A 23178-nucleotide genomic window follows, 5' to 3' on the forward strand; every position below is an offset into this window, starting at 1 on the left:
CGGCAACGCGGCGCGGCCAATTCTCCATTTGCGGGTTAATCATATTGACAACGAGCGCCCCAACCCGGATTTTGCTGCAAAAGGTCATAGAGCCGAGGGCAGTGATACCATGAAACATTCCGTCTTACTCGGCGCCAGCCTTGCGTTACTCGTCGCTTGCGGCAGCACCAACCCCTTCATGGAGGTGGGCGACGGCACTGATGCTGGCGGCGACATCGTATCAGCCAACCAGCTGCCCGAAATCGTGCGCGGCGATGTGCATCGTATTATTTACGCGCCGGGCGACGGGACAATCACGATCGAAGGTATCGCGCTCGATGAAAGCCAAATCTCGAGCATTTATACCCGCAACGCCGCCTTTGACCGCCCCGGATATCAGGCTTACGTCGCTCAGGATGACCAACTTGATCGTCAGTCCATCGCCTTCCTGCGCCAAACCGGAAATTCAGGCGCGGTGCGTGGCGGTGTTGTTGTCACCGGCGGACAGTTCAATCGCGTCATTGCCGGCAACTTCGTAGAACGTGACGGCAATTACACACCACCATCGGCCGACTTAGTTCAGGATGGCTCACCTGATACAGGTCTCGTTTCCTATGCCGGCACCTATGTCGGGCTGACCAATGGCGGACCGGAACTGCCTGTAACCGACCCCACCATTCCGACAGAGATCAGGCCAAACCAGCCCAGGGTCGTGACGGGCAATGTGTTTATCAACGCCGACTTCGCTCAAAACAGAATTAACGGTGCAATCACCGACAGGACTAGAACTTTGGCTAGCGGCGGCGGCGATCTCAGCCTCCCCTCAATCGCATTGATCGTGACAGATATTGCTGCAGACGGAACATTCGAAGGATCAGTCGAATACTCGATCAAACAAGCGCCAGGAACTCCGGGCGATTATTCGGGAGTCGTAGATTCCAGCATAGGTGACTATGGCGGCATTCTTGGCGGCCCCAATGCCGAAGGTATCGGCGGGGCAGTCGTTCTGAAGGAATATGACGGTCCGAACGATGCCCTCGGAATAAAAGGCGAACTGGAATGGGGCGCCTTCGTTCTGGATCAATGCGGAACCCCTGCCAACACGGGCGGAAATTGCACCACAGTCGACCCCCAGTGACGCCAATGTCTATCGGCGCTCGTTTAGGCTCTGCTTGCCTGCTCGCGGCACTATGGACCTCGCCGTCTGCCAAGGCTGAGCAAGCGACCAACCTCACCCTCCCCCAAGCCCGCGCCGTGGCGATCTCGGCGCTCCGCGAAGGGCGGCCGCAACTCGCCTATTCCCTCTCCAAGGCCCTGCTCAAGGCCAACCCGCGCGACGCCTCCGCCTATTTTGTGATCGCCCGCTCGCTTGAGCAAATGCGCGACCCGAAACTTGGCCGCCGCGCCGCCGGTTATGCCTTTCGCTACTCCAAAACGCCCAATGACCGGTTTCTTGCCGCGCAAATGGCTGCGCGCCTGTCCTATCAAGCCAAGCAATACAACTATGCGCAATACTGGCTGCGCCGCTCCATTGACAGCGCCCCGGATGACCGTCTACGCCAGCAAACCATCAATGATTTCAAACGTGTATCGCGTGAAAATCCGCTGCGGTTCAATATCCAGTTTTCGCTCGCCCCCTCCGATAACGTCAATTCCGGCACCGACAATGACTATTCTACCGCCGATGGGTTGATCGGCGGCGGGGTGATCTCGGATGATGGGCAACCGCTCAGCGGTGTGGTGGCCAAGGCCGGGTTAACCGGGCCCTACCGCCTGCACCTCTCCAAAACCGCCGAAACCCGCCTCACCGCGAAACTGCAAACCCGGCAGGTGTTCCTTACCTCCGAGGCGCGCGCGAAACTGCAATCCAGCCCCTTCCCGTCTGTGCAAAACAAAACCGGGCGGGATTTTTCAAGCACCACGCTGGAAATGGGCGTCGCCCACAGCTTTGTGCTCGGCCAAACCGCCGACCGGCCCCGTGGCAACGGGTTTGGCCGCGTGTCGTTCAGCCTTGGTCAGCAATGGTATGCCCAAGACCCCTATTCGCGCTACGCCAAGGTCGGGCTTGAGCGTGGCTTTACTCTCGCCCCCGGGCGCAGCCTGCGCTTTGGCGCGTTTTTCACCCGGCGCGACTATGGCGATCCGTTTCCGTCCAACCGGGTCGAACTGCGCGTCGATTACGCCCATGCCTTTGAAAACGGGGCACAATTGGGCACCGGCGTTATGCTCGCCCGCACAAGCGCCGATGGCAACAACCGCAACAATGACCTCGCCAATCTCTATGTCACCTACAGGCCGGCCAAGCGGATCGGCCCGGCCAAGGCCACCTTCACCCTTGCTGCCGTTCGCTCGGATTATCCCGGCTACCTGCTGCTCAACCCGTTTCCCACCGCCGTTCCCGGCGGGCGGCGCGACAACACGCTTTACGGAGCGGCCGCGTTTCAGTTTGACCAGTTCGAATTTGCCGGATTCTCCCCGGAATTGCTGCTCAGCACCCGCCAAACCACCTCGAACGTAAGTCGCTTTGACACCAGCGAAGTTACCCTGTCTATTGGCATCAAATCCAGCTTCTAGGCCCCGCCTTCGCGCAAGGGCCCGAACACTCAGGACGCCGGATCAACGCCAAACCAACAGGAGCGCGCATATGCATCTGAAATATCTGCACACTATGGTCCGGGTCAAAGACCTCGACAAAACCATCGCCTTTTTCGAACTGCTCGGCATGGTGAAAACCCGCCACTACGACAGCGAAGAAGGGCGTTTTTCACTCATTTTCATGGCGCCGCCGGATCAGCCTGACTGCCCGGTTGAACTCACCTATAACTGGGATGGCGACGACGAGCTGCCCTCCGACAGCCGCCATTTCGGACATCTCGCCTATGAGGTCGGCAATATCTACGACATGTGCCAACACCTTGCGGACAATGGTGTTGTCATCAACCGCCCACCGCGCGACGGGCGCATGGCGTTCATCCGCTCGCCCGACAATATCTCGATCGAACTGCTGCAAGAGGGCGACGCCCTGCCTCCGGCAGAACCTTGGGCTAGCATGGGCAATACCGGCCACTGGTAAACGCGCATCTTGCGGCGCTTGTCATGCCGCACACCCCACGCCGCGCTCCTTCGGGGCGCGGCGTGGGGTGAAAATCAACAAACCTCTAGCGCCTGATTTTGATCTGACCGATTAATCTGTCTGGCCCTGCCATTCACGGCAAACATGCACAGGATTGGCGGGCTTGCCGGAATTGGCGGGCGCCCCGGACGAATGCACATGTCGAATTGTTCAAATGGGTTGCGCCTCGCGCCGCGCACCGACTGTTCTAAGGGATTGCGCCGCGCTGCGCGCGTCAACTGTTCAAAGAGATTGCGCCGCGCTGCGCGCGTCGCTGGGGGGGGCCTCGCTCCGCTCGGCCCCATCCAAGCGGCAAAGACAGTGAGACATCACAGCCCTAAGCGCGTTCTGACAGGTTGGAAATGGGTATTTCCACCATTAAAGAAACCCAACATGCGCCTCTTTCATGGGACAAACACCCACAATCCCACCCCTGCCCCAAGCGGCGCCAGCTCACAAAGACGCACCGCTGAACAGCCGCTCAATAGATATAGCGGATCTGATCGGTCCAATACCGCTCAACCCGGCGCAAGGCCGTGGTGATATCATCCAGCCCCTCATGGCTCAGCACGCCTTTACGGATCAGCCCTTCGGCATGGCGGCCGAACAATTTACCAACCGTCTCGCAAATCTCGCGCCCGCTCGCCGTAAGCCTGACGCGCACGGACCGGCGGTCAACCTCGCATCGCTGATGGTGCATATACCCCATCTCGACCAGCTTTTTGAGATTATAGCTGACGTTGGAGCCCTGGTAATAGCCGCGCGATTTCAATTCGCCCGCCGTCACCTCGTTATCGCCGATGTTGAAGAGCAAAAGCGCCTGTACGGCGTTGATTTCCAACACCCCGACCCGCTCGAACTCATCCTTGATCACATCCAGCAAAAGCCGGTGCAATCGTTCCACCAGAGACAGCGCCTCAAGGTAGCCGGTCATGAAACCGGCCTCGGAGCCGTCGTTCAGCCCGTTGTTCAATGTGACGTCGCCTTCAGGCTCGTCCTTCATCGGCATGTGAATACTCATTCTGATCTCCGTCGATACCGCTCGGAGGACAGAAATGAGCTATAAACCCGAAAAAACGGTTAAACGCGTGACGAGATTGCCTAAAAATCGCTCTATCTCGGGGCTGCCACGCCTATCTTGCGTCGATCACGGCCTGTATCTCGCTGATCAAAGGGGCCACATGTGCCGGCGCTTTTGCCTGTCCGCTGACCCAACGATAGAGGCCCTGATCGTTCTCGTTCAACAGATCGTCATAGGCATCAAGCCCGGCCTCATCCATCCCGTCCAGCCGCGCCGCAACAAAGCGCATCAGGATCAGGTCCATCTCCTTGGTGCCGCGCCGCATCGAGCGCATCTGCATCCGTTTCAGCCGCGCTTCGCGGCTTTCTCCCGCCGGTCGATGCTCACCCAAGGCCTTGCTCCCGCAACACAGCGGCAAGGCGTTTTTCCAACCCGCCCAGACGGTTCGCCGTTTTGTTCGCCGCCACCTTCATGGCGCGAATCTCAGTCAAAAGCGCCAATGCGTCCTCGGTCAGAGGCACGCCCTCGTCCGGGGCGCTCACCCCTTCGCCCTCGCCTTCCAACAGCCAGCGCATCGACACATTCAACAGGCCCGCCAGCATCGAAAGCTTGTTGGCGCGCGGCTCGGACATGTCGTTTTCCCAACTGCGGATCGTGGTCAGCTTCACGCCCAACCGCTTGGCCAGCTCTTTTTGGGTCATCCCCGCCGCTTCACGCGCGCCGGTGATCCGGTCGCCCAGAGTGGCGCTTTCATTGTCAAACCAGCCGTCAGCGTCTTGTTCGGTCATTCCATTTGCCTCATATCTGTTGCGCTGCCCGTTCCCGCTTGAACGGCCCTTGCGGGCAACCTATGACAGGTAACAGTGAAACTCAAACAAGGCGACGACACTATGGCCTTTCTCTCCGACACGCTCGCCCGTGTAAAACCCTCTCCCACCATCGCCGTCTCCAACCTTGCTGCCGAGCTTAAGGCCGCCGGACAAGACGTGATCGGCCTCGGCGCGGGGGAACCTGATTTCGACACGCCCGACCATATCAAGGCCGCAGGCATTGCCGCGATCAATGCGGGCAAAACGAAATACACCGCCGTCGATGGCATCGCCGAGCTTAAGGCCGCGATCTGTGCCAAGTTCAAACGCGACAACGGCCTGACGTATGAGCCCGCGCAAGTCAGCGTTGGCACCGGCGGCAAGCAGATCCTCTATAATGCGCTGATGGCCACACTGAACCCCGGCGACGAGGTGGTGATCCCCGCGCCCTATTGGGTCAGCTACCCGGATATGGTCCTGCTCGCTGGCGGCACGCCGGTCACGGTTGCCGCGACGCTTGAAAACAATTTCAAACTCACAGCCGAGCAGTTGGAAAGCGCGATCACGCCGAAAACCAAGTGGTTCATCTTCAACTCGCCCTCCAACCCGACCGGTGCGGGCTATACCCGCGATGAGCTCAAGGCGCTGACTGATGTGTTGATGCGTCACCCGCATGTCTGGGTGATGACCGACGACATGTACGAGCACCTCGCCTATGACGATTTCACCTTCTGCACTCCGGCCGAAGTGGAACCGGGGCTCTATGATCGCACGCTGACCTGTAATGGCGTGTCCAAAGCCTATGCCATGACCGGCTGGCGCATCGGCTATGCCGCCGGCCCGAAAGAGCTGATCGCGGCGATGCGCAAGATCCAGTCGCAAAGCACCTCGAACCCCTCGTCTGTGTCGCAATGGGCGGCGGTCGAGGCGCTGAACGGTCCGCAGGACTTTCTCAAGGAATGGTGCGTGGTGTTCCAACGGCGGCGCGACCTTGTGCTGTCGATGCTGCGCGAGATCGACGGCATGACCTGCCCCACCCCCGAGGGCGCGTTCTATGTCTATCCGTCGATCACCGGGCTGATCGGGAAAACCTCGCCCAAGGGCGTGAAAATCACCGATGACGAGAGCTTTTCCAAAGCTCTGCTTGAAGAAAGCGGCGTTGCGGTGGTGTTCGGCGCGGCCTTTGGCCTCAGCCCGAATTTCCGGATCAGCTATGCCACTTCGGACGAGGCGCTGACGGAAGCCTGCACGCGGATCCAGAGCTTCTGTGCGTCGTTGACGTAATCAAGGCGGGCGCGCGACCCAATCGGCGCGCGCCCCCTTCCCCATCTGCCCTGTAAGCCGACCCCGTAAGCCTGCGCCTACGTCAGACGAAACCGGCGCAGCGCCTCCATCATGGCGCTGTGATGCTGGTCAAGCAGGCCGATCATCGCCTCGAAACTCTCGGCCAGAGGGAGAAGCGCCTCAGGCTCCATGATCTCCCAGAAGGCGCCGTCGCGCTGGCTGCGGATCGCCTCTTTCACCTCTTCGACCATCCCGAAATGGTATTCGTGATCAAGGAAATAGACCTTGCCGCGGCGCGCACCGCTTAGCGCCTGCACGATCAGGTTGCCACCGGCATCGACGCCGACAGGCACCACATGGGCGAGGTATTCGGGGGCAAAGAAGTTAAAGGCGCCGGGGTCTTCGGGATAGCCGATATGCGGATGGCCGGAACGAAAGCCGAAGATCGTATGGATGTCGCGCATCAGCCCGAGCTTTTCCTCATGGGCCTCTTCGTAATCCGCCAACGCGGTATAAAACGCGGTGGCGCGTGACCAGTCCGGCGCTTGCCACCAGACATAGCTCTGCCCGTTGACCCGCCGTAGATAGGCGAGGTGATCGTCGCAGAGCGGCAGCGGCAGCTGTTGCGCGAAGGCGGCGATCAGCGTCTCGTCGGCGGGAGCTGCGGCGCCGGGGCGTCCAAAAGCACCCTGTTCGGCGGAATAGACCTCGACCCAGAGCGCGGCGCGGTTTTCCGGATTGCCCTGCTCGCTCAGAATGATCTGTCGCCGTTCCAGCCTTGGCGGATCGGTGAAGGTCAGCGCGAAATCGTAAACCGCCCCCTGCCCGGGGCTGAAGGTGACGGTGCTGCCGTTGGCCTGTTTGCTGCCATCCTCGCGCAGGCAGGCGATCTCGATCGTGACGGGGCGCGGGGCCTCGCCCGCGTCCAGCTCGAGCGCGATGGCCACCCCGACATGCTGTCCGTGGTAGAGCGGCATGGGACGCCCCATCCAATGGCCCGTGAGGTGGTAGAAGCCGTCGTCTTTCTTGCGGGCCGGGCTGGCGCTTCTGAATACCGGTCTTGGCATGCTGATCCCTTTCACCTCACGCGTCACCGTAAGCAGCGTGGCGCGGCAGCGCAGAGGGTTCAAGCCTAAACGCCGCTTGAAAACCCCTGACCCGCACGGCATTGTCACGACGCGATACAGCACAGGCGAAAGCACGTCCCTCATGTCCGATCTACCAGAATATTACTTCCGCGTGCGCGAGAACGGCGCCTTTGTGTTCCGCGTCGATACAGAAAACCGCCAGCGGCGGATCGAGATGGACCAGATCGCCGTGATTAACATGCGCAACGGCGAGGTGAAGCCGCATGGCCAGCGCGCGTTGAGCGAGGCTGATGTCGAGGCGATCCGCGTCTGGATGGAAGAGCGCGCGGCAACGCTCGCCGCGCGGGATATCGACGATATCCACCGGGCGGTAGATTACCTGAACCTCACCACCCATTGGGCGCAGTCACGCGCCACCGAAGAACAGCTTGAGCATGTCACCGATGCGCTGTTGCTGGCGATGCACGACCTGCGCTCGGTTCTGGTGCGCAAGAAAGCGGATCGTCTGCTGAAAGACTAACCTTTGATCGGCTGCGCTGCGCTTCGACCAGTCTAAAGGGTTTGCGCCGCGCTTCGCGCGTCAACCGGCCTGAAGGGATTGCGCCACGCTTCGCGCGTCAACGGGTCAGAAGGAATTGCGCCGCGCTTCGCGCGTCAACAGGCCTAAAGGGTTTGCGCCGCGCTTCGCGCGTCGCCAGGGGGGCCTCGCTCCGCTCGGCCCCCCATCCAGTCGCCACCACAAGACCCCGCTTTTAATTGTTGGCGTCTGCTGCGGCGTTGGAAATGGGTATTTTTCAATGAAAAGAAACGCCGGGGCGCTTACGCCTCAGGCAGGGCACGCGCAAGGCTGACGCGCCAGAAGCGCCACATCAAAAGCGCGGCCGCCACGGCAAGGCCAATGGCCAGACCAAGCCAGATGCCAACCCCGCCATAGCCCAGCGGGAAGCCGAGCGCATAGCTTGTCGGGACGCCGATCACCCAATAGGCCAGCACCGCCATCATCATCGGCACGCGCGTGTCCATCACCCCGCGCAGCAGGCCCAGCGCCATGACCTGCGCCGCATCAACCAGCTGAAACAGCGCCGCCGCCGCCATCAGAGCCACGCCAATCGCCAGCACCGCGCCGCGTGCCGGATCGTCGGGCGCAAGGAACAACCCGACCAGCCAGCCCGGCACCGTCAGGAACAAAACGACCGACGCCAACGCCGCCAGCATCGAAACCGCCACCACTACGATGCCGCCGCGTTTAAGCCCTTCGGGATCGCGCCGCCCCAAGGCGCGCCCCGCGCGCACCGTCGCCGCGCTTGACAGCGCCAGATGCACCATGAACGTCGCCGAGGAGATTTGCAGCGCAATCCCATGCGCCGCCAATTGCGCCGTCCCGAGCCAGCCCATCATCACCGAACTTGCGGCGAACAGGCTCACCTCGGCCAACGAGGTCAAACCGATCGGCAAGCCCAAGCGCACCACGAGACCCATCGCCTCGCCGTCGATTTTCCACAGCCGCTGGAACAGGTGATGCTGCGGAACAACCCGCAGGATATAGGCCAGCAGGATCACGAGCAGCAGCACCTGAACCACGAAAGACGCCACCGCCGCGCCGCGAATGCCAAGCTCGGGCGCGCCCCAGTTGCCAAAGATCAACGCATAGTTCAGCACCGCGTTCAGCACCGCCGCCGCCACTGTGGCCCAAAGCACGACCAGCGTGTGCTCCAAGGCCGACAGGTAGGATTTAAGCACCATCCCCGCGAGGGCAAACACAATCGCAAAGCCCGCAATCTCAAGGTATTGCGCCGCAAGCTCGACCATCACCGGCGCCTGCCCCAAGGCCTCAAGCAGCGCGCGCGCGAAAATGAACGCCGGGAAACAGGCCAAGGCAAAGGCAACCGAGGCCCAAAGCCCCATGCGCGTGACCCGGCGCACGCGGGTCGCATCACCCGTCGCCTCGGCTTCGGCAACCGCTGGCATCACCGCCAGAGCAAGCCCCGAGCCAAAGATGAAGAGCACGAAAAACACCATCCCGCCAAGGACTTGCGCGGCCAGCGCCTCGACATCATACCAGCCGAGCATCACCGTATCGGTGATCGTGATCCCAAATTGCGCGAGATTGCCCCCGACGAGCGGAACGCCAAGCTTCAGCACCGCGCGCAAATGCCCGCTATATGTCATCCTCTCGCTCATGGCGAAAAGCCTTACGCCCGGTCGCAGATGGGGGCAAGAGCGGGCAGAACCGGCGCTCTGACCTTTGCCACCCCGACGCGGGGCGGCACCGTCGGATTTAGGTATTTTCTCAACAAGAGAAACACACGCGCCCGGCTTCTGTCGTGGGGACCATACGCGGTGCACTGGCCCGTGGCATCCTGCGCCCACTTGGCCGCGCGGTTGGCACATCAATCGCACCAGCACCGCTCAGAGCGCGCCAAGTGCCCCCAAGGCGAGCCGCGCTGCAACCATGGCGACAAGCGCCCCTGCCAGCATCTCGATCAGAGAGGCGGCGCGCGCGGCGCCATTGCCGCTCATGGCTTGGGCCAAGGTGCTCTCGCGCAAGGCAACGGCGGCGATGGCCACAACCACGGTCACGCTGGCCGTGCCAAGACCCATCGCCAAAGCGCCCGCGATCCCGGCTGCACCGATGCCCATCTGCCATGTCAGGATCAACAGAAAGACGGCCCCCGTGCAGGGACGTAGCGCGACCGAGCCGATCAACACCACCGCATCGCGAAGCGAGCGGACGTTCGCGGCTTCTTCCGGCGTTACGCCGTGTTTGTGGCCGCAGGTCTCGCATATGCCATTTTCATCGTGGCTGTGGGTATGGCTATGAGCATGGTGGTGATCGCCAAGATCGTGCTGGGCGTGATGAAGCGCATGGTGATCCTCGCCATGCCCCGCCTCTGTCCGCAGCTCCCGCATCCGCCACAAGCGCCGCGCACCGCGGATCAAAAGCCACAGCCCGACCAAGGCAATCGCGCCGTAGCTCACCGGCTCAAGCAAGCGATCCGCTACATCCGTCACCTGCTGGCGGCCCCAGTTGAACAGGCCAACCCCGGCATAGACCAACACAATCGCCGTGCCCGCCTGCGCCAGACTCGCCCCCAGCGCCAACAGCGACAGCCGCAGCGTTGCGACCTTGCGCCCGACGCCATAGCCGCCAATCACCAGCTTGCCGTGACCCGGCCCCGCCGCATGGAAAAACCCGTAAGCAAAGCACAGGCCCATCAACCCGCCCCAAGCCGCGCCATCACCGCCGCGCAGCCGCCGCAGCATCCCGGCCATAGCGTTCTGCACATCGCGTTGCTCGGCTGCGGCCCAAATCTCGACCCGCGTCATCCCGCCCATCGCCCAGAGCCAGACCGCCAGCGCCCCCGCCGCGACAATCGGCAGGATCAGGAGCCAACGTCGCATATCATCTCGACTTTTTCGGCAAACGCCTCGCCCACTTCGGGGAAATTGCCCTCGGGATCGGCGGGCGTCGCATACAGCGCCTCTTCCACCATCGAATAGGCCCGGTCGAGATCGGGCTTGGTCACGCTCACCTTGCAATTCGCCGGGGCCTTGACCCCTAACCCAAGGTCATAGGCGGTGTAATAGGTCTTGTCATAGGCCTGAAGCAGCCACGCATGTCGGCTCGTCGCGCCGCTCACCGGGCGGAAATGGCGGGTGGTGATCTTGCCATCCTTGAACGTCGTGCCGCGCGGATCGGGCTTGCCCAAAGACAAAATCTTGGCGCCCTGATGAATGGTCAGATCGCCGTTATACCCCTCGACCCACTGCATATCAAAGCCGGACAGCCGTTTAAGCTCGGCCTCGGTCAGCTTGCCATCGAAATCGCCGTCAAGCTCAAGATCTTCGAGCACCAGAAGCGAGTAAAACTCGTCATAGCGCCACGTCACCTCAACCCCGACAAGCGCGCCGCTGTCGTCCAGAACGGGCATCAAGCCGGTTTCGACAAACACATGCGGATGCGCCACCGCAACAGACGGCAGGCTTAACCCTGCCACCGTGGCCAACACCGATAGAAATTTTCGCGCCCTATGTCTCATACCCCAAAGATTTACCCCGCCCGTCAGCCCCCGGCAATCGCAGATATGCAAACTGCGCGGAAATGCGCGCGGCGGGGCGGCAGCGTGCCAAACGCGCCCCTCCCTCATGAGACCGCGCCCAAGCCATGCCTGCCGCCAATGACGCCGCGTCCCTCCTTGACGCCGCCGCGCGTGTCTCCAACGGTGCGGCTGCGCACAACACCCCGAGGAGACGCCGCATGAAACTCGACCAAGCCATTGAGGAACGCCGCTCTATTCGCGGGTTCAAACCCGACCCGATCCCCCGCGCCACGCTGGAAGAGATCATTGCCCTCGCCAACCGCGCGCCCTCGTCGATGAACACCCAGCCGTGGCATTTCCATGTGGTCACCGGCACACCGCTCGAAAACATCCGCGAAGGCAATTCCTCGCGGATGCTGTCGGGCATCCCACCCCAGCGTGAAATCCCCGATCACGGGGCCTATGACGGTGTCCACCGCGAGCGCCAGATCGAAATCGCCATCCAGCTGTTCGAGGCGATGGGGATCGAGCGGAACGACAAGGAAAAACGCCAGGATTGGGTGATGCGCGGCTTTCGCCAGTTCGACGCGCCGGTCTCGGTGGTGGTGACCTATGACCGCGCACTACAGGACAACGGCACGATTGCGCATTTCGACCTTGGCTCGGCCACCTACGGGCTGGTGCTGGCGGCTTGGTCGCGCGGCATCGGCGCGGTGATCAACGGCCAAGGCATCATGCAATCGCCGGTGGTGCGCGAACACGCCGGCATCCCCGACGATCAGGTCATCCTCACCTGCGTCGCGCTCGGCTATCCGGATGAAAGCTTTGCCGCCAACACCGTCAAATCACGCCGCCGCCCGGTTGAAAACGCGGCCCGCTTCGTGGGGTTTGACTGACCCGCACCGCATCGCAGAGCCTCGGGGTGGCGTCAGCCCCCCGGGGAGGCGATCCGACATAAGAAACAAGGCGCTTTATCCCCGCCAAATCTCCCCACAGCATCTATCTCGCGCTCCCCTCACCCAAACGCCAGCCCCTTCCGAGGGGCTGACGATGGCCCGGGGCCCTGCGGGCCTGTTAACCGGGCAAACATGCTCCCGCGCCCCAACTCGTCAAACCCGCGCGCGGTTTAAAGCGCCCTCCACCAAAACCACCCCATAAGAAGGGCCACCGTCAGCCCCCGGGGTGGCGATCCGACACAGGAAACATAGCGCTTTATCCCCGCAAAACCTCCCCACAGCACTTATCTCGCGCTGTCCTCACCCAATCGCCAGCCCCTTCCGGGGGGCTGACGATGGTCCGGGGCCCTGTGGGCCTGTTAACCGGACAGACATGCTCGCGCGACCCACCCCGCCAAACCCCCGCACGGTTTGAAGCCCCCCACAAAAACCAACCCATAAGAAGGGCCAGCGTCAGCCCCCGGGCTGGCGATCCGACATAGGAAACATGGCGCTTTATCCCCGCAAAACCTCCCCACAGCATCTATCTCGCGCTGTCCTCACCCAATCGCCAGCCCCATCCGGGAGGCTGGCGATGGCCCGGGCCCTGCGGGCCTGTTAACCGGGCGATGCCGCTCGCACACCGCCGCCCCATCACTCCCCCTAGAACCCGCGCGCAATATCCCCTAGGTCTGGGCGCAACACATGATCAAACCAACCTAGGGGAGCGACCAACAATGCTGCGCAACGACCAACTCGACCAATGGGACCGCGAGAATTTCTTCCACCCCTCGACCCACCTTGCCCAGCATGCCCGCGGCGAAAGCCCCAACCGCGTGATCAAAACCGCCAGCGGCGTGCATATCGAAGACCGCGATGGCACCCGCCTGCTCGATGCCTTCGCCGGGCTCTACTGTGTCAACGTCGGCTATGGCCGCACAGAGATCGCCGACGCCATCGCGGCACAGGCTTCTGAGCTGGCCTATTACCACTCCTACGTCGGCCATGGCACCGAAGCCTCGATCACCCTCGCCAAAATGGTGCTCGACCGTGCGCCTGATCACATGTCCAAGGTCTACTTCGGCCTCGGCGGCTCGGACGCCAATGAAACCAACGTCAAGCTGATCTGGTATATGAACAACATCCTCGGCCGCCCCGAGAAGAAAAAGATCATCTCGCGCTGGCGCGGCTATCACGGCTCGGGCCTTGTCACCGGCTCGCTCACCGGGCTTGAGCTGTTTCACAAGAAATTCGACCTGCCGCTGGCGCAAGTCATCCACACCGACGCGCCGTTCTACTTCCACCGCGACGACCTCTCGCAATCGGAAGAGGCGTTTACCGCCCAATGCGTCGCCTCCCTCGAAGAGCTGATCGAACGCGAAGGCGCCGACACCATCGCCGCCTTCATCGGCGAACCCGTGCTTGGCACCGGCGGCATCGTGCCCCCGCCCGCGGGCTATTGGGACGCGATCCAAGCGGTCCTGACCAAACACGACATCCTCTTGGTGGCGGATGAAGTCGTCACCGGCTTTGGCCGCCTCGGCACCATGTTCGGCTCCGAGCACTACGGCATGAAACCCGACATCATCACCATCGCCAAAGGGCTCACCTCGGCCTATGCGCCGCTCTCCGGCTCGATCGTGTCTGACAAGGTGTGGAAAGTGCTCGAACAAGGCACCGATGAAAACGGCCCCATCGGCCACGGCTGGACCTATTCGGCCCACCCCATCGGCGCGGCGGCGGGGGTGGCGAACCTCAAGCTGATTGATGAGCTGAACCTCGTGACCAACGCGGGCGAGGTCGGCGCCTACCTCAACGCCGGCCTGCGCGACGCCCTCGCAGCACACCCCAACGTCGGCGACGTGCGCGGCGAAGGGATGCTGGCAGCGGTCGAATTCGTGCAAGACAAAGACAGCCGCAGCTTCTTTGATCCGGCGGACAAGATCGGCGCGCAAATCTCGGCGGCGCTGCTCTCCCAAGACCAGATCATCGCCCGCGCCATGCCCCAAGGCGACATCCTCGGCTTCGCCCCGCCCTTCTGCCTTAGCAAAGCCGAAGCCGACACGATTGTCGACGCCACGGCACGGGCCGTCAAAACGGTTCTGGGGTAACCCCCAAGCCTCACGCCCCTCGGGTCGAGACCTCGGCACGCGCCCCTACCGGCGCGTGCCCGCCGGGTTGGCTGGCGCTGCGCGGCCCGTGAAAACAGGTCCGGGTTAAACGCCAAGATCGGACTTTGGCCTCCGGCACATCTCCGGGGGCCAAATGTGGGCAAACGCCCCTGCAAATCCAGCGATACGCCAAACCCGCCTCACGTGTCCTCTTCGTTGCGCCGCCACGGCTTGCGCACCAATGACCCAATGCCCGATGCCACGCTCCCGACCGCAGCCGCCACCTTGCCAACGGGCGCGACAGTGCGCGAGATCGAAAAGCTCATTTCCTCGGCAAACACCTTTTCAACCCGCTCGATTGCCATTTCCTCACGCTCGTCAATCCGGCCATCGGCCTCCATCACTTCGTGTAAGAAGGCAATCATATCCGCAAGCATCTTGCTGGCATTGCAGTCGGGATTGTCGCGCGTGAACGCCCCCAGCGTCGCCGCCGCCGTCTTGATGTCGTAATCGTCAAGGTTCTCGGACACAAATTCGAGCCCGCTTTCCACAAACAGCTCTGAAAACCCCCAGCGCTGCACAAAGCATTGCTTGATCAACTCGTGCTCGCTTGGGTGAATCTCACCGTCCACAGCCGCTACCCGCATCGCCAACGGCGCCAAAAGGTCAAACAACGCAAGCCCCAGCACATCCAGAGGAGTGTTGATGAACTCGGGGATGACCGTCACCTTGCCGTTGTCCCCTTTCAGGTATCGCGTGATACCGAGCCACGCACCACCAGACACAACGCTGGCCGCCACAACCCAACCGATCGGCGTGGCCGCAGACGACCCGATCCCGATCGACGCCAAAATGCCAGGCGCGCTAAAGAACTTTTGCGCCACAAAAGCCGACTGTGCCAACTGCGCACCGGTGCTCGCAACGCCCGCAACATCCCAAGCGTCGAAAACCACATTTTTGAGCCGCGTCGAAAGATACGCGTCTTCCCCAATGCTCAACCTGGCCTTGAACCTCAATTCGTCGTGGACCACGTCCTCGACGCCATCAAACCACGCAGCAGCCATCTCACGCCTTCGTTTTCAATGCATCAAAATTGGCAACCGCCGACATGATCCGGCGTTCTAACGCCTTGTTTTTAAAATCGCTAATCGCGCCTATCGCAAACCCGAAAGCAATCGCAAGCGACGAAACAAACGGCCCGAAAAGCAGCCCGAGCAACGGTATGGATTTCACCATCTCGCCAAACACCGCGCCGAACACCACGCCGGTTATCGCCATCGGGTATTCCGTCAATATGGTGATTACAACATCCAGAACCTTGCGCCCGATTTTAACCACCATAGCGCCAACCCGGATCGTCTGCTTCGAGATCGTAAACAGAATGGACTTCGCATCTGCGGAAATCGCCAACTTGTTGATCCGCTTCTTTAGCGCGTCTTCCGAAAGGTCAAAACTCAGCAAATCTCGGATTTCATCTTGGGTCGACGCGGCACATTCCATTTTAACGGATTTGCCGGTTTGCGGGTCTACGGCTTCGACAATCACAAATGCTTCCTCACAATCACTTGGAAGCCAGAATGCACATCACCCCCTAAGCCCGCAACCATAATTACCCCACATTACGCGCCGCCCGGTTTCCTCACCCGCGCCGCTGATCCGGGTGCAACGCCGTGCCTAAGATATGATCCGCCCGATGGATCACATGGTTCGCCCCCGACACCAGCAACGGATCGGGCCGCCCGACCACTTCGATATCCTTGCCGGGGTAATCCAGACTGCTCAGGAAATGCCGCATACAGGCCAACCGCGCCCGCTTCTTGTCGTTCGACTTGATCACCGTCCACGGCGCATCGGCGGTGTCTGTATAGAAAAACATCGCCTCCTTGGCCTCGGTGTAATCATCCCATTTGTTCAGGCTCGCCTTGTCGATCGGGCTCAGTTTCCACTGCTTGAGTGGGTCCTCCGCGCGGCTGTCAAACCGCCGCTTCTGCTCGTCCTGCGTGACCGAGAACCAGTATTTATAAAGCCGAATACCCGACCGCACCAACATCCGCTCAAGGTCGGGGGTCTGGCGCATGAACTCAAGGTATTCATTGGGCTCGCAAAACCCCATCACCCGCTCGACACCGGCGCGATTATACCACGACCGGTCGTACAAAACGATCTCACCCGCGGTTGGCAGATGGTCGATATAGCGCTGGAAATACCACTGCCCGCGCTCTTCGTCGGTGGGCTTGTTCAAGGCCACCACTCGGGCCGAACGCGGGTTCAGGTGCTCGGTAAAGCGCTTGATCGTGCCGCCCTTGCCGGCGGCATCCCGCCCCTCGAACAGCATAACAAACTTCTGGCCGCTCTCTTGCGACCACAGTTGCACCTTTAACAATTCCGCCTGCAACTGCGCCTTTTGCTCTTCGTAACTCGCCCGGCCCAACTTGTCGCTGTAAGGGTAATCACCGTTCTCAAACCCGCGGCTCACCTCCTCCTGCGCCGACACGCCAGAGGGGAGGCCAGAGGCCTCAGGCGACACAGCCCGCGTCTCCGGGCGAAGGCCAGCAGACCCCTCTTTGGCTGCGGCGGTGGTGTTTGACTTGGTCGCGGGTGCGGTGGCCATGGGCATCTCCTGTGCTTTGATGTTGCACCACCCTTACCACCCCATGCCGCCCCCCGTCTTTGATCGGTATCAATCCGCCAGCCGCTCGTCTCGGCACTTTTCTTCGCCATCAGACTGCTGTAGCTCGCATTATGTTACGTTATAACATGTCTGAATCAACGAAAGGCACATCATGACCAAATTCAACGCACGCGCCGCCGCCCTGCTTGTCGCATCCGGCCTCGCACTGTCGACCGCGCCCGCCATCGCCCAAACCGCAGCCAGCAGCGACACCAAAACCCACAAACACAGCCACGACACCAGCGAACAAGCCAAACAAATCTACAAAGGCTACTTCGAAGACGCCCAAATCGCCCCCCGCGCCCTCACCGACTGGGCCGGCGACTGGCAGTCGATCTACCCGCTGCTCAAAAACGGCGATCTTGACGAGGTCTGGGCCCACAAAGCCGAACACAGCGACAAAACCGCCGAGCAATACCGCGCCTATTACGATATCGGCTATAAAACCGATGTTGACCGCATCATGATCGACGCCACGTCTGTGACCTTCTTCAGACCCACCGGCGCGGTCTCGGCGAATTACGAAAGCGATGGCTACGAGATCCTGAACTACAAAAAAGGCAACCGTGGCGTCCGCTTCAGCTTCCGCAAAACCGGAGGCGACGCCGCCGCGCCCATGTTCATCCAGTTCAGCGACCACCACATCGCGCCCAAAAAAGTCGGCCACTACCACATCTATTGGGGCAATGACCGCGACGCCGTTCTGGCCGAGCTGACAAACTGGCCGACCTACTTCCCGACCAATATGTCGGCCCATGACATCGCCCACGACATGATCGCGCACTAAGCGCGCCACCTGAGGCAAACAAGCTCCTTCGGCGGGGACAGCCCTTCGCGGCTCGCCCCCGCCCCAGCCGGGTACAGGCGCCCCTCTTTCCGGCCCCGCGCGTTTCCGGCCCCACGCGCTCCCTTTACCTTCATCTGACTGAAAATATCCCGGGGGGCGTGGGGGGCTGGCCCCCCACCTGTACCTGTGGCGTGGGGGGCTGGCCCCCACCTTTAACTGTGGTGTGGGGGGCTTTCCCCCGTTTTGAACTGTCAAATGGGGGAGTCGCCCACCCACGAATACAATGCGTCACGCGAAGCTGCCCCACCCCACTCTTCCACTGCGATCTAGAGGGCTGCCCCACCACCCCTACCCGCGCCCCCGCTTCTCCCCGCGACATTCACCCGATGCACAGCCCCCCCAATCGCGCCAACACCCAAAAAAAACCCGCGCCACCACAGCCTCCCCTGCACCACACGCCGCCCCCATACACCGGCACCGCAATCAGCCCCGCAAACGCCCCGCAACGCCACGTCCCGCTTGCCTCTCTGCACGCCACCCCGCACCATGGTCGCTATGCAAAGCCATCACATCCAAATCTCCGGTCAACCGTTCCACTACCTCACATGGGGCACCCCCTCGAACCCGCCGCTCCTTATGCTGCACGGGTTCCCGGAATATTCCGGCGCTTGGGACGAACTCGCCAGCCGCCTGACCGACCGCTACTACTGCATCGCCCCCGACCAACGCGGCTATGGTCAAAGCTGGGCCCCCGCTGATCCCGGCGAATACACCGCGCCTCGGCTGATCGGCGACATGGCCGAACTGATCGACAGCCTCGGCCTCGGCCCGCTTGATGTGCTCGGCCATGACTGGGGCTCGGCGGTGGCCTATGGGCTGGCGATGATGACGCCCGATCTGGTCAAGCGCCTGATCGTGGTGAACGGCGTCCACCCGGCGCCCTTCCAACGCGAACTCGCCCGTGGAGGCGCGCAATCCGAGGCCTCGCAATACATCCTCTTCCTGCGCCGCGACGGCTCCGAAGACATCCTCGCCGAGGATGATTTCGCCAAGCTGATGGCGCTGTTTTCCGCCAAGATGGACCTCGGCTGGATGACCCCGCCCAAGCTTGTAGCCTACAAACACGAATGGTCCCGCCCGGGCCGGTTGCGCGGCATGATCAACTGGTATCGCGCCGACAAGCTGCGCGTCGCCAGCCCCGGCTCGCCGATCACCGGCCTGCCCCCCTTTCCAACCGAACGCTTCACCGTGCAACAGCCCCACCTGCTGATCTGGGCCGAAGGCGACACCGCCCTGCTGCCCGAAACCACCCACGGGCTCGAGGACTACGCCCCCAATCTCACCCGCGTCACCCTGCCCTCGGGCGATCACTGGGTCTGCCACCAGCACCCGGATGATGTGGCCAATGCAATCCTGTCATGGCAAGATAGCTGACCACACATCACCCTCGGAGCCCACCACATGACCCATCCTCGCGCTGCCGCTGTCCTAATGCTTGCCTTCGTGGCCCTCGTCGCGCTCAACACCCGACCCGCACAGGCGCTGACGCAATACCATTGTGTCGTGGAAAACTTCATCGGCTTTAACGACGACACCATCTTCAAGGCCAATAACAAGCGCAAAACCTTCACCCTCCTCGTCAAGCGCGACGAAGTCATCGCCTTCGTCAAATCGCGCGAGTTTCGCGACTACGAGAACACCTATCGCATCACCCGGCGCGGCCTGCTCAACATCTTCGCCATCGGCGATCAGAAAAGCTCCCTCAACACGCTCGCCATGCCCGCCAAACCGCGCAATTCGCTCAACCACAAAGGCTACTTCAAGGCCACGATCGCCACTCAGGCCAACCACTACCTCAACACATGGCTGTTGCGCTGCACCGATTAACGCGCGCACGCCCGTTGGGGCGCGGTCTCCAGGGGCGCGGCCTTCAACCCACCCCCCCTCCACAACATCTTCCCCCCGCCCGTCTCTCTGCCATAATGTCCGCCAAACAAGCAAAATGAGCAGCACATGGCCGACGATCTCCTCTCCCCCGCCTCCGGTGGTGACTACAACGCCGACAGCATCGAAGTCCTCGAAGGCTTGGAACCCGTGCGCAAACGCCCCGGCATGTATATCGGCGGCACCGATGAACGCGCGCTCCACCACATGGTCGCCGAAGTGCTCGACAACTCGATGGACGAAGCCGTCGCCGGCTATGCCAACCGGATCGAGGTTGAACTGCTCGAAGACTACTCCGTCACCATCCGCGACAACGGCCGCGGCATCCCGGTCGATCCGCACCCGAAATTCCCCGACAAATCCGCGCTCGAAGTGATCCTCTGCACGCTGCACGCGGGCGGTAAATTCTCGGGCAAAGCCTATCAAACCTCCGGCGGCCTGCACGGCGTTGGCGCCTCTGTGGTCAATGCCCTGTCGGATTCGATGGTGGTGCAGGTTGCGCGCGACAAGAAGGTGTTCGAACAACGCTTCTCGCGCGGCCTCCCCCTCGGCCCCGTCGCCGAGATCGGCCAGACCCAAAACCGCCGCGGTACCACCGTCACCTTCCACGCAGACGAGCAGATCTTCGGCCACCACCGCTTCAAACCGGCCCGCCTGTTCAAATCCATCCGCTCCAAGGCCTACCTCTTCTCGGGCGTCGAAATCCGCTGGAAATCCGCCATCGACGACGGCGAAACCCCGACCGAGGCCACCTTCCACTTCCCCGGTGGCCTCGCCGACTACCTGCGCGAAACGCTTGGATCGGCCTCGACCTATGCCGAAACGCCCTTCGCAGGCACCGTCGACTTCCAAGAGAAATTCCAAACGCCGGGCAAGGTCGAATGGGCGATCAACTGGACCCCATCGCGCGATGGCTTCATCCAAAGCTACTGTAACACCGTTCCCACCCCCGAAGGCGGCACCCACGTGGCGGGCTTCTGGGCCGCGATCCTCAAAGGCATCAAAGCCTATGGCGAGCTGGCCTCGAACAAAAAGGCCGCCCAGATCACCCGCGAAGACCTCACGTCAGGCGGCTGCGCGCTGGTGTCATGCTTCATTTCCGAACCCGAATTCGTTGGCCAGACCAAAGACCGCCTCGCCACGGTCGAGGCCCAACGCCTCGTTGAGAACGCGGTGCGCGACCACTTCGACAACTGGCTCGCGGGCAATACCAAATCCGCCGGCGCAATCCTCGACTTCCTCGTGCTCCGCGCCGAAGAACGCCTCCGCCGCCGTGAAGAAAAAGAGACCGCGCGCAAAAGCGCCACCAAGAAGCTCCGCCTCCCCGGCAAGCTCACCGATTGTTCCTCCAACGCCCGCGACGGCACCGAGCTTTTCATCGTCGAGGGCGACTCGGCCGGCGGCTCTGCCAAAATGGCCCGTGACCGCAAAACCCAGGCGCTCCTACCCCTGCGCGGTAAAATCCTCAACGTGCTGGGCGCGGCCTCCTCCAAACTTGGCTCCAACGCCGAGATTTCGGACCTCACCCAAGCGATCGGCACCGGCCTCGGGACCAAGTTCAACCTCGAAGATCTGCGCTATGACAAGATCATCATCATGACCGATGCTGATGTTGACGGCGCCCATATCGCCGCGCTTCTGATGACCTTCTTCTTCACCCAGATGCGCCCGATGATCGACGCCGGGCATTTGTATCTCGCCTGCCCGCCTTTGTATCGCCTGACCCAAGGCGCCAAACGCGTCTATGTCGCCGATGATGTGGCCAAGGAAGAGGTGCTGAAAAACGGTCTCGGCGGCAAAGGCAAGATCGACGTGCAACGCTTCAAAGGCTTGGGTGAAATGGACGCCAAGGATTTGAAAGAAACCACGATGGACCCGAAATCACGCACGCTCATTCGGGTGACCATCGACGAGGACGAACCCGGAGAGACCGGCGATCTGGTCGAGCGTCTGATGGGCAAAAAGCCGGAACTGCGCTTTCAGTATATTCAGGAGAATGCGAGGTTTGTGGAGGAGTTGGATGTTTAGATGAAAACGAAATGGATATCGTTAAAGAGACTGAAAATTCACGAATTTGAAACCACCGTTCGCAGAACGCATCCTGATGAACGACAATGGCTTAGGTTACTCGGCGTTCTTGGAGAACTAGAAAACAAAGCAATTACTCAAGTCGGAAAATCTGCCACCAGTCTATTTATTGCATATTTGCTTCTAACCTCGCTTCGCACTGAAAACGCCCTATCGGTTTCAGTCTATGAAATTGAGGCATCGGTTCCCGTTGCGTATTTTCTTTCAGCTATAGGTCTATTGATCCTAATGTTTGCAATGAGAATTAATCACTTGTCAGTTGTTATGTCCCTGAGGATCAAACACGGAAACAAAATTATACTTCCTGGTTTTTCTGTTGAGGTCCTAAGGATGCTAAAAGCCCAGTCCGACAATGCTATGGGAATACCACTATTTTTGAATAGTTTTATAAAAGAGAAATTCCCCATTTCTAGATTGCTAAGCTTGGCTTTGATGGTGACAATGCTCTCTATTTCAGTTCCATATTTTGTTTTCATCGGCTATGTTTTGTTGGAACAATGCGCCATCACAATCGACAGTAAATTCAGCTTTCTTGAAAGAGCATCATGTGGCTTTGGCGCAATTACAGTCGTCATCGCATCCCTCTACATTTTGCTTTTCCACCTTCCGCTACCAATTAAGAAGAACACTCATTCTATTCGGTGGGGTGTATTGCACAACCTTGCCCCAATCGGAGGGCACCCTAGAATTAGAGAGTGGCTTGATGAAGACCAATAGGATTCAAATGAGAAACTCGTTCAATGATTGCTCAGCCCGGGCAGCTTGCTGACCGGGCCGCGCCCGACCCTCCCCCGGGAGGGCGCATTCGCAACCCTCCACCACGCACCACCGTCGCCGACGTAGCACCGCCCCACCCCCAAACACCCGCCCCAAGCGCCCACCCAGGGTCGGGCGCGCCCCTCCGTTGCATACCTCCTCACTGAAAAACCAACCGCCACCCCAAGGGCCAGCGCCTGCCCGTGGGTTGGCGCCTCCAACGCCAATGACCCGCACTTTATCCCCGCCAAATCCGCACATCCCATCAATCATGCACCTATCCTCACCAAAGCGCCTGTATTAACCCGACAGGCGATTTTTCAACGAAAAATCTGCCGAGAGGGGACCGCCGGAACGGGCAGGCGCTGGCCCGGCGGCGCAAGCGCCTTGATTCCGGGCTAGGTGCACCATTTCCCCCCACCGAACGCCCAGTTAACCTAACAAACCGTTAACCCGCGCCCCCATCCACCCGGCAGCCGAAAGTCAGCCGGATGTCAGCCGGGAGTCACCCCCTCAAAAAACCTCCCCCAAACCCGCATTAACCCTCTCGCAC

General features: G+C 61.1%; 22 protein-coding genes. 12 read left to right on the plus strand and 10 right to left on the minus strand.

All coding sequences use genetic code 11. The features are described 5' to 3' along the window. Positions 1-109: 109 nt before the first annotated feature. The 3 genes from N4R57_13185 (at position 110) to N4R57_13195 (ending at position 3052) form a co-directional block, all read left to right on the plus strand. Complete coding sequence (locus N4R57_13185) at positions 110-1117, plus strand: thymidylate synthase (GenBank protein ID UYV35994.1); 1008 nt, start codon at positions 110-112, stop codon at positions 1115-1117. Positions 1118-1122: 5 nt separating this feature from the next. Next, entirely contained in the window at positions 1123-2553 is a 1431-nt protein-coding gene (locus N4R57_13190; GenBank protein UYV35995.1) for a hypothetical protein, read from the plus strand. Positions 2554-2623: 70 nt separating this feature from the next. Beyond that, the gene (locus N4R57_13195) at positions 2624-3052 is read left to right on the plus strand and encodes a VOC family protein (GenBank protein ID UYV35996.1); all 429 of its coding nucleotides are present in this window, start codon (positions 2624-2626) and stop codon (positions 3050-3052) included. Positions 3053-3572: 520 nt separating this feature from the next. Here the strand turns inward: N4R57_13195 and N4R57_13200 are convergent. The 3 genes from N4R57_13200 to N4R57_13210 all read right to left on the minus strand — a co-directional run bounded on the left by N4R57_13200 (position 3573) and on the right by N4R57_13210 (position 4900). Then, on the minus strand, positions 3573-4025 hold the full coding sequence (locus N4R57_13200) for a winged helix DNA-binding protein (protein ID UYV39578.1): 453 nt from the start codon (positions 4023-4025) through the stop codon (positions 3573-3575). 199 nt (positions 4026-4224) lie between these two features. Then, the gene (locus N4R57_13205) at positions 4225-4452 is read right to left on the minus strand and encodes a succinate dehydrogenase assembly factor 2 (GenBank protein UYV39579.1); all 228 of its coding nucleotides are present in this window, start codon (positions 4450-4452) and stop codon (positions 4225-4227) included. 43 nt (positions 4453-4495) lie between these two features. Then, positions 4496-4900 (minus strand): helix-turn-helix domain-containing protein, encoded by a 405-nt coding sequence (locus N4R57_13210; protein UYV35997.1) that lies wholly within the window; start codon positions 4898-4900, stop codon positions 4496-4498. Between the two features lie 102 nt (positions 4901-5002). On the opposite strand from N4R57_13210, the gene N4R57_13215 reads away from it, so the two are divergent. Continuing rightward, entirely contained in the window at positions 5003-6205 is a 1203-nt protein-coding gene (locus tag N4R57_13215) for a pyridoxal phosphate-dependent aminotransferase (protein ID UYV39580.1), read from the plus strand. A gap of 77 nt (positions 6206-6282) precedes the next feature. Here the strand turns inward: N4R57_13215 and N4R57_13220 are convergent, their stop codons facing one another. After that, positions 6283-7272, minus strand: a complete 990-nt coding sequence (locus N4R57_13220) for a hypothetical protein (GenBank protein ID UYV35998.1) — start codon at positions 7270-7272, stop codon at positions 6283-6285. Between the two features lie 142 nt (positions 7273-7414). Here N4R57_13220 and N4R57_13225 point away from each other — a divergent pair, with 142 nt between their 5' ends. Continuing rightward, positions 7415-7813 (plus strand): hypothetical protein, encoded by a 399-nt coding sequence (locus tag N4R57_13225; GenBank protein ID UYV35999.1) that lies wholly within the window; start codon positions 7415-7417, stop codon positions 7811-7813. Between the two features lie 299 nt (positions 7814-8112). On the opposite strand, the gene N4R57_13230 is transcribed toward N4R57_13225, so the two are convergent. From N4R57_13230 to N4R57_13240, 3 genes are all read right to left on the minus strand, one after another. Further along, on the minus strand, positions 8113-9474 hold the full coding sequence (locus tag N4R57_13230; protein UYV36000.1) for an MATE family efflux transporter: 1362 nt from the start codon (positions 9472-9474) through the stop codon (positions 8113-8115). Between the two features lie 228 nt (positions 9475-9702). Next, positions 9703-10695, minus strand: a complete 993-nt coding sequence (locus N4R57_13235) for a hypothetical protein (protein ID UYV36001.1) — start codon at positions 10693-10695, stop codon at positions 9703-9705. Beyond that, positions 10677-11303, minus strand: coding sequence for a DUF1007 family protein (locus N4R57_13240; GenBank protein UYV36002.1), 627 nt, complete (start codon positions 11301-11303; stop codon positions 10677-10679). The genes N4R57_13235 and N4R57_13240 overlap by 19 nt, the downstream gene beginning before the upstream one ends. A 248-nt stretch (positions 11304-11551) precedes the next feature. Here N4R57_13240 and N4R57_13245 point away from each other — a divergent pair, with 248 nt between their 5' ends. Together N4R57_13245 and N4R57_13250 are read left to right on the plus strand one after the other, a co-directional pair. After that, complete coding sequence (locus N4R57_13245; protein UYV36003.1) at positions 11552-12229, plus strand: nitroreductase; 678 nt, start codon at positions 11552-11554, stop codon at positions 12227-12229. A gap of 776 nt (positions 12230-13005) precedes the next feature. Then, positions 13006-14379, plus strand: a complete 1374-nt coding sequence (locus N4R57_13250) for an aspartate aminotransferase family protein (protein UYV36004.1) — start codon at positions 13006-13008, stop codon at positions 14377-14379. Between the two features lie 200 nt (positions 14380-14579). On the opposite strand, the gene N4R57_13255 is transcribed toward N4R57_13250, so the two are convergent. From N4R57_13255 to ppk2, 3 genes are all read right to left on the minus strand, one after another. Then, positions 14580-15443 carry a TerB family tellurite resistance protein gene (locus N4R57_13255; protein ID UYV36005.1) on the minus strand — a complete coding sequence of 288 codons (864 nt, stop codon included), beginning with the start codon at positions 15441-15443 and terminating at the stop codon, positions 14580-14582. 1 nt (position 15444) lies between these two features. Then, the gene (locus N4R57_13260) at positions 15445-15924 is read right to left on the minus strand and encodes a hypothetical protein (protein ID UYV36006.1); all 480 of its coding nucleotides are present in this window, start codon (positions 15922-15924) and stop codon (positions 15445-15447) included. 94 nt (positions 15925-16018) lie between these two features. Beyond that, positions 16019-16990, minus strand: coding sequence for a polyphosphate kinase 2 (gene ppk2, locus N4R57_13265; GenBank protein ID UYV36007.1), 972 nt, complete (start codon positions 16988-16990; stop codon positions 16019-16021). Positions 16991-17162: 172 nt separating this feature from the next. On the opposite strand from ppk2, the gene N4R57_13270 reads away from it, so the two are divergent. From N4R57_13270 to N4R57_13290, 5 genes are all read left to right on the plus strand, one after another. Further along, positions 17163-17837, plus strand: a complete 675-nt coding sequence (locus tag N4R57_13270; protein ID UYV36008.1) for a metal-binding protein ZinT — start codon at positions 17163-17165, stop codon at positions 17835-17837. Positions 17838-18383: 546 nt separating this feature from the next. After that, the gene (locus tag N4R57_13275; protein ID UYV36009.1) at positions 18384-19271 is read left to right on the plus strand and encodes an alpha/beta hydrolase; all 888 of its coding nucleotides are present in this window, start codon (positions 18384-18386) and stop codon (positions 19269-19271) included. A gap of 27 nt (positions 19272-19298) precedes the next feature. After that, positions 19299-19724 carry a hypothetical protein gene (locus N4R57_13280; protein UYV36010.1) on the plus strand — a complete coding sequence of 142 codons (426 nt, stop codon included), beginning with the start codon at positions 19299-19301 and terminating at the stop codon, positions 19722-19724. Between the two features lie 126 nt (positions 19725-19850). Next, positions 19851-21809 carry a DNA topoisomerase IV subunit B gene (gene parE, locus N4R57_13285; GenBank protein UYV36011.1) on the plus strand — a complete coding sequence of 653 codons (1959 nt, stop codon included), beginning with the start codon at positions 19851-19853 and terminating at the stop codon, positions 21807-21809. Beyond that, complete coding sequence (locus N4R57_13290) at positions 21810-22586, plus strand: hypothetical protein (GenBank protein ID UYV36012.1); 777 nt, start codon at positions 21810-21812, stop codon at positions 22584-22586. It begins immediately after the preceding gene. Positions 22587-23178 lie beyond the last annotated feature (592 nt).

This window comes from Rhodobacteraceae bacterium D3-12, assembly GCA_025916135.1.
Lineage (GTDB): Bacteria > Pseudomonadota > Alphaproteobacteria > Rhodobacterales > Rhodobacteraceae > JAKGBX01.

Coding starts and splice junctions, on each gene's coding strand:
- N4R57_13185 (UYV35994.1), top strand. CDS start 110: ATGAAACATTCCGTCTTACTCGGCGCCAGCCTTGCGTTACTCGTCGCT.
- N4R57_13190 (UYV35995.1), top strand. CDS start 1,123: ATGTCTATCGGCGCTCGTTTAGGCTCTGCTTGCCTGCTCGCGGCACTA.
- N4R57_13195 (UYV35996.1), top strand. CDS start 2,624: ATGCATCTGAAATATCTGCACACTATGGTCCGGGTCAAAGACCTCGAC.
- N4R57_13200 (UYV39578.1), bottom strand. CDS start 4,025: ATGACCGGCTACCTTGAGGCGCTGTCTCTGGTGGAACGATTGCACCGG.
- N4R57_13205 (UYV39579.1), bottom strand. CDS start 4,452: ATGCAGATGCGCTCGATGCGGCGCGGCACCAAGGAGATGGACCTGATC.
- N4R57_13210 (UYV35997.1), bottom strand. CDS start 4,900: ATGACCGAACAAGACGCTGACGGCTGGTTTGACAATGAAAGCGCCACT.
- N4R57_13215 (UYV39580.1), top strand. CDS start 5,003: ATGGCCTTTCTCTCCGACACGCTCGCCCGTGTAAAACCCTCTCCCACC.
- N4R57_13220 (UYV35998.1), bottom strand. CDS start 7,272: ATGCCAAGACCGGTATTCAGAAGCGCCAGCCCGGCCCGCAAGAAAGAC.
- N4R57_13225 (UYV35999.1), top strand. CDS start 7,415: ATGTCCGATCTACCAGAATATTACTTCCGCGTGCGCGAGAACGGCGCC.
- N4R57_13230 (UYV36000.1), bottom strand. CDS start 9,474: ATGAGCGAGAGGATGACATATAGCGGGCATTTGCGCGCGGTGCTGAAG.
- N4R57_13235 (UYV36001.1), bottom strand. CDS start 10,695: ATGCGACGTTGGCTCCTGATCCTGCCGATTGTCGCGGCGGGGGCGCTG.
- N4R57_13245 (UYV36003.1), top strand. CDS start 11,552: ATGAAACTCGACCAAGCCATTGAGGAACGCCGCTCTATTCGCGGGTTC.
- N4R57_13250 (UYV36004.1), top strand. CDS start 13,006: ATGCTGCGCAACGACCAACTCGACCAATGGGACCGCGAGAATTTCTTC.
- N4R57_13255 (UYV36005.1), bottom strand. CDS start 15,443: ATGGCTGCTGCGTGGTTTGATGGCGTCGAGGACGTGGTCCACGACGAA.
- ppk2 (UYV36007.1), bottom strand. CDS start 16,990: ATGGCCACCGCACCCGCGACCAAGTCAAACACCACCGCCGCAGCCAAA.
- N4R57_13270 (UYV36008.1), top strand. CDS start 17,163: ATGACCAAATTCAACGCACGCGCCGCCGCCCTGCTTGTCGCATCCGGC.
- N4R57_13275 (UYV36009.1), top strand. CDS start 18,384: ATGGTCGCTATGCAAAGCCATCACATCCAAATCTCCGGTCAACCGTTC.
- N4R57_13280 (UYV36010.1), top strand. CDS start 19,299: ATGACCCATCCTCGCGCTGCCGCTGTCCTAATGCTTGCCTTCGTGGCC.
- parE (UYV36011.1), top strand. CDS start 19,851: ATGGCCGACGATCTCCTCTCCCCCGCCTCCGGTGGTGACTACAACGCC.
- N4R57_13290 (UYV36012.1), top strand. CDS start 21,810: ATGAAAACGAAATGGATATCGTTAAAGAGACTGAAAATTCACGAATTT.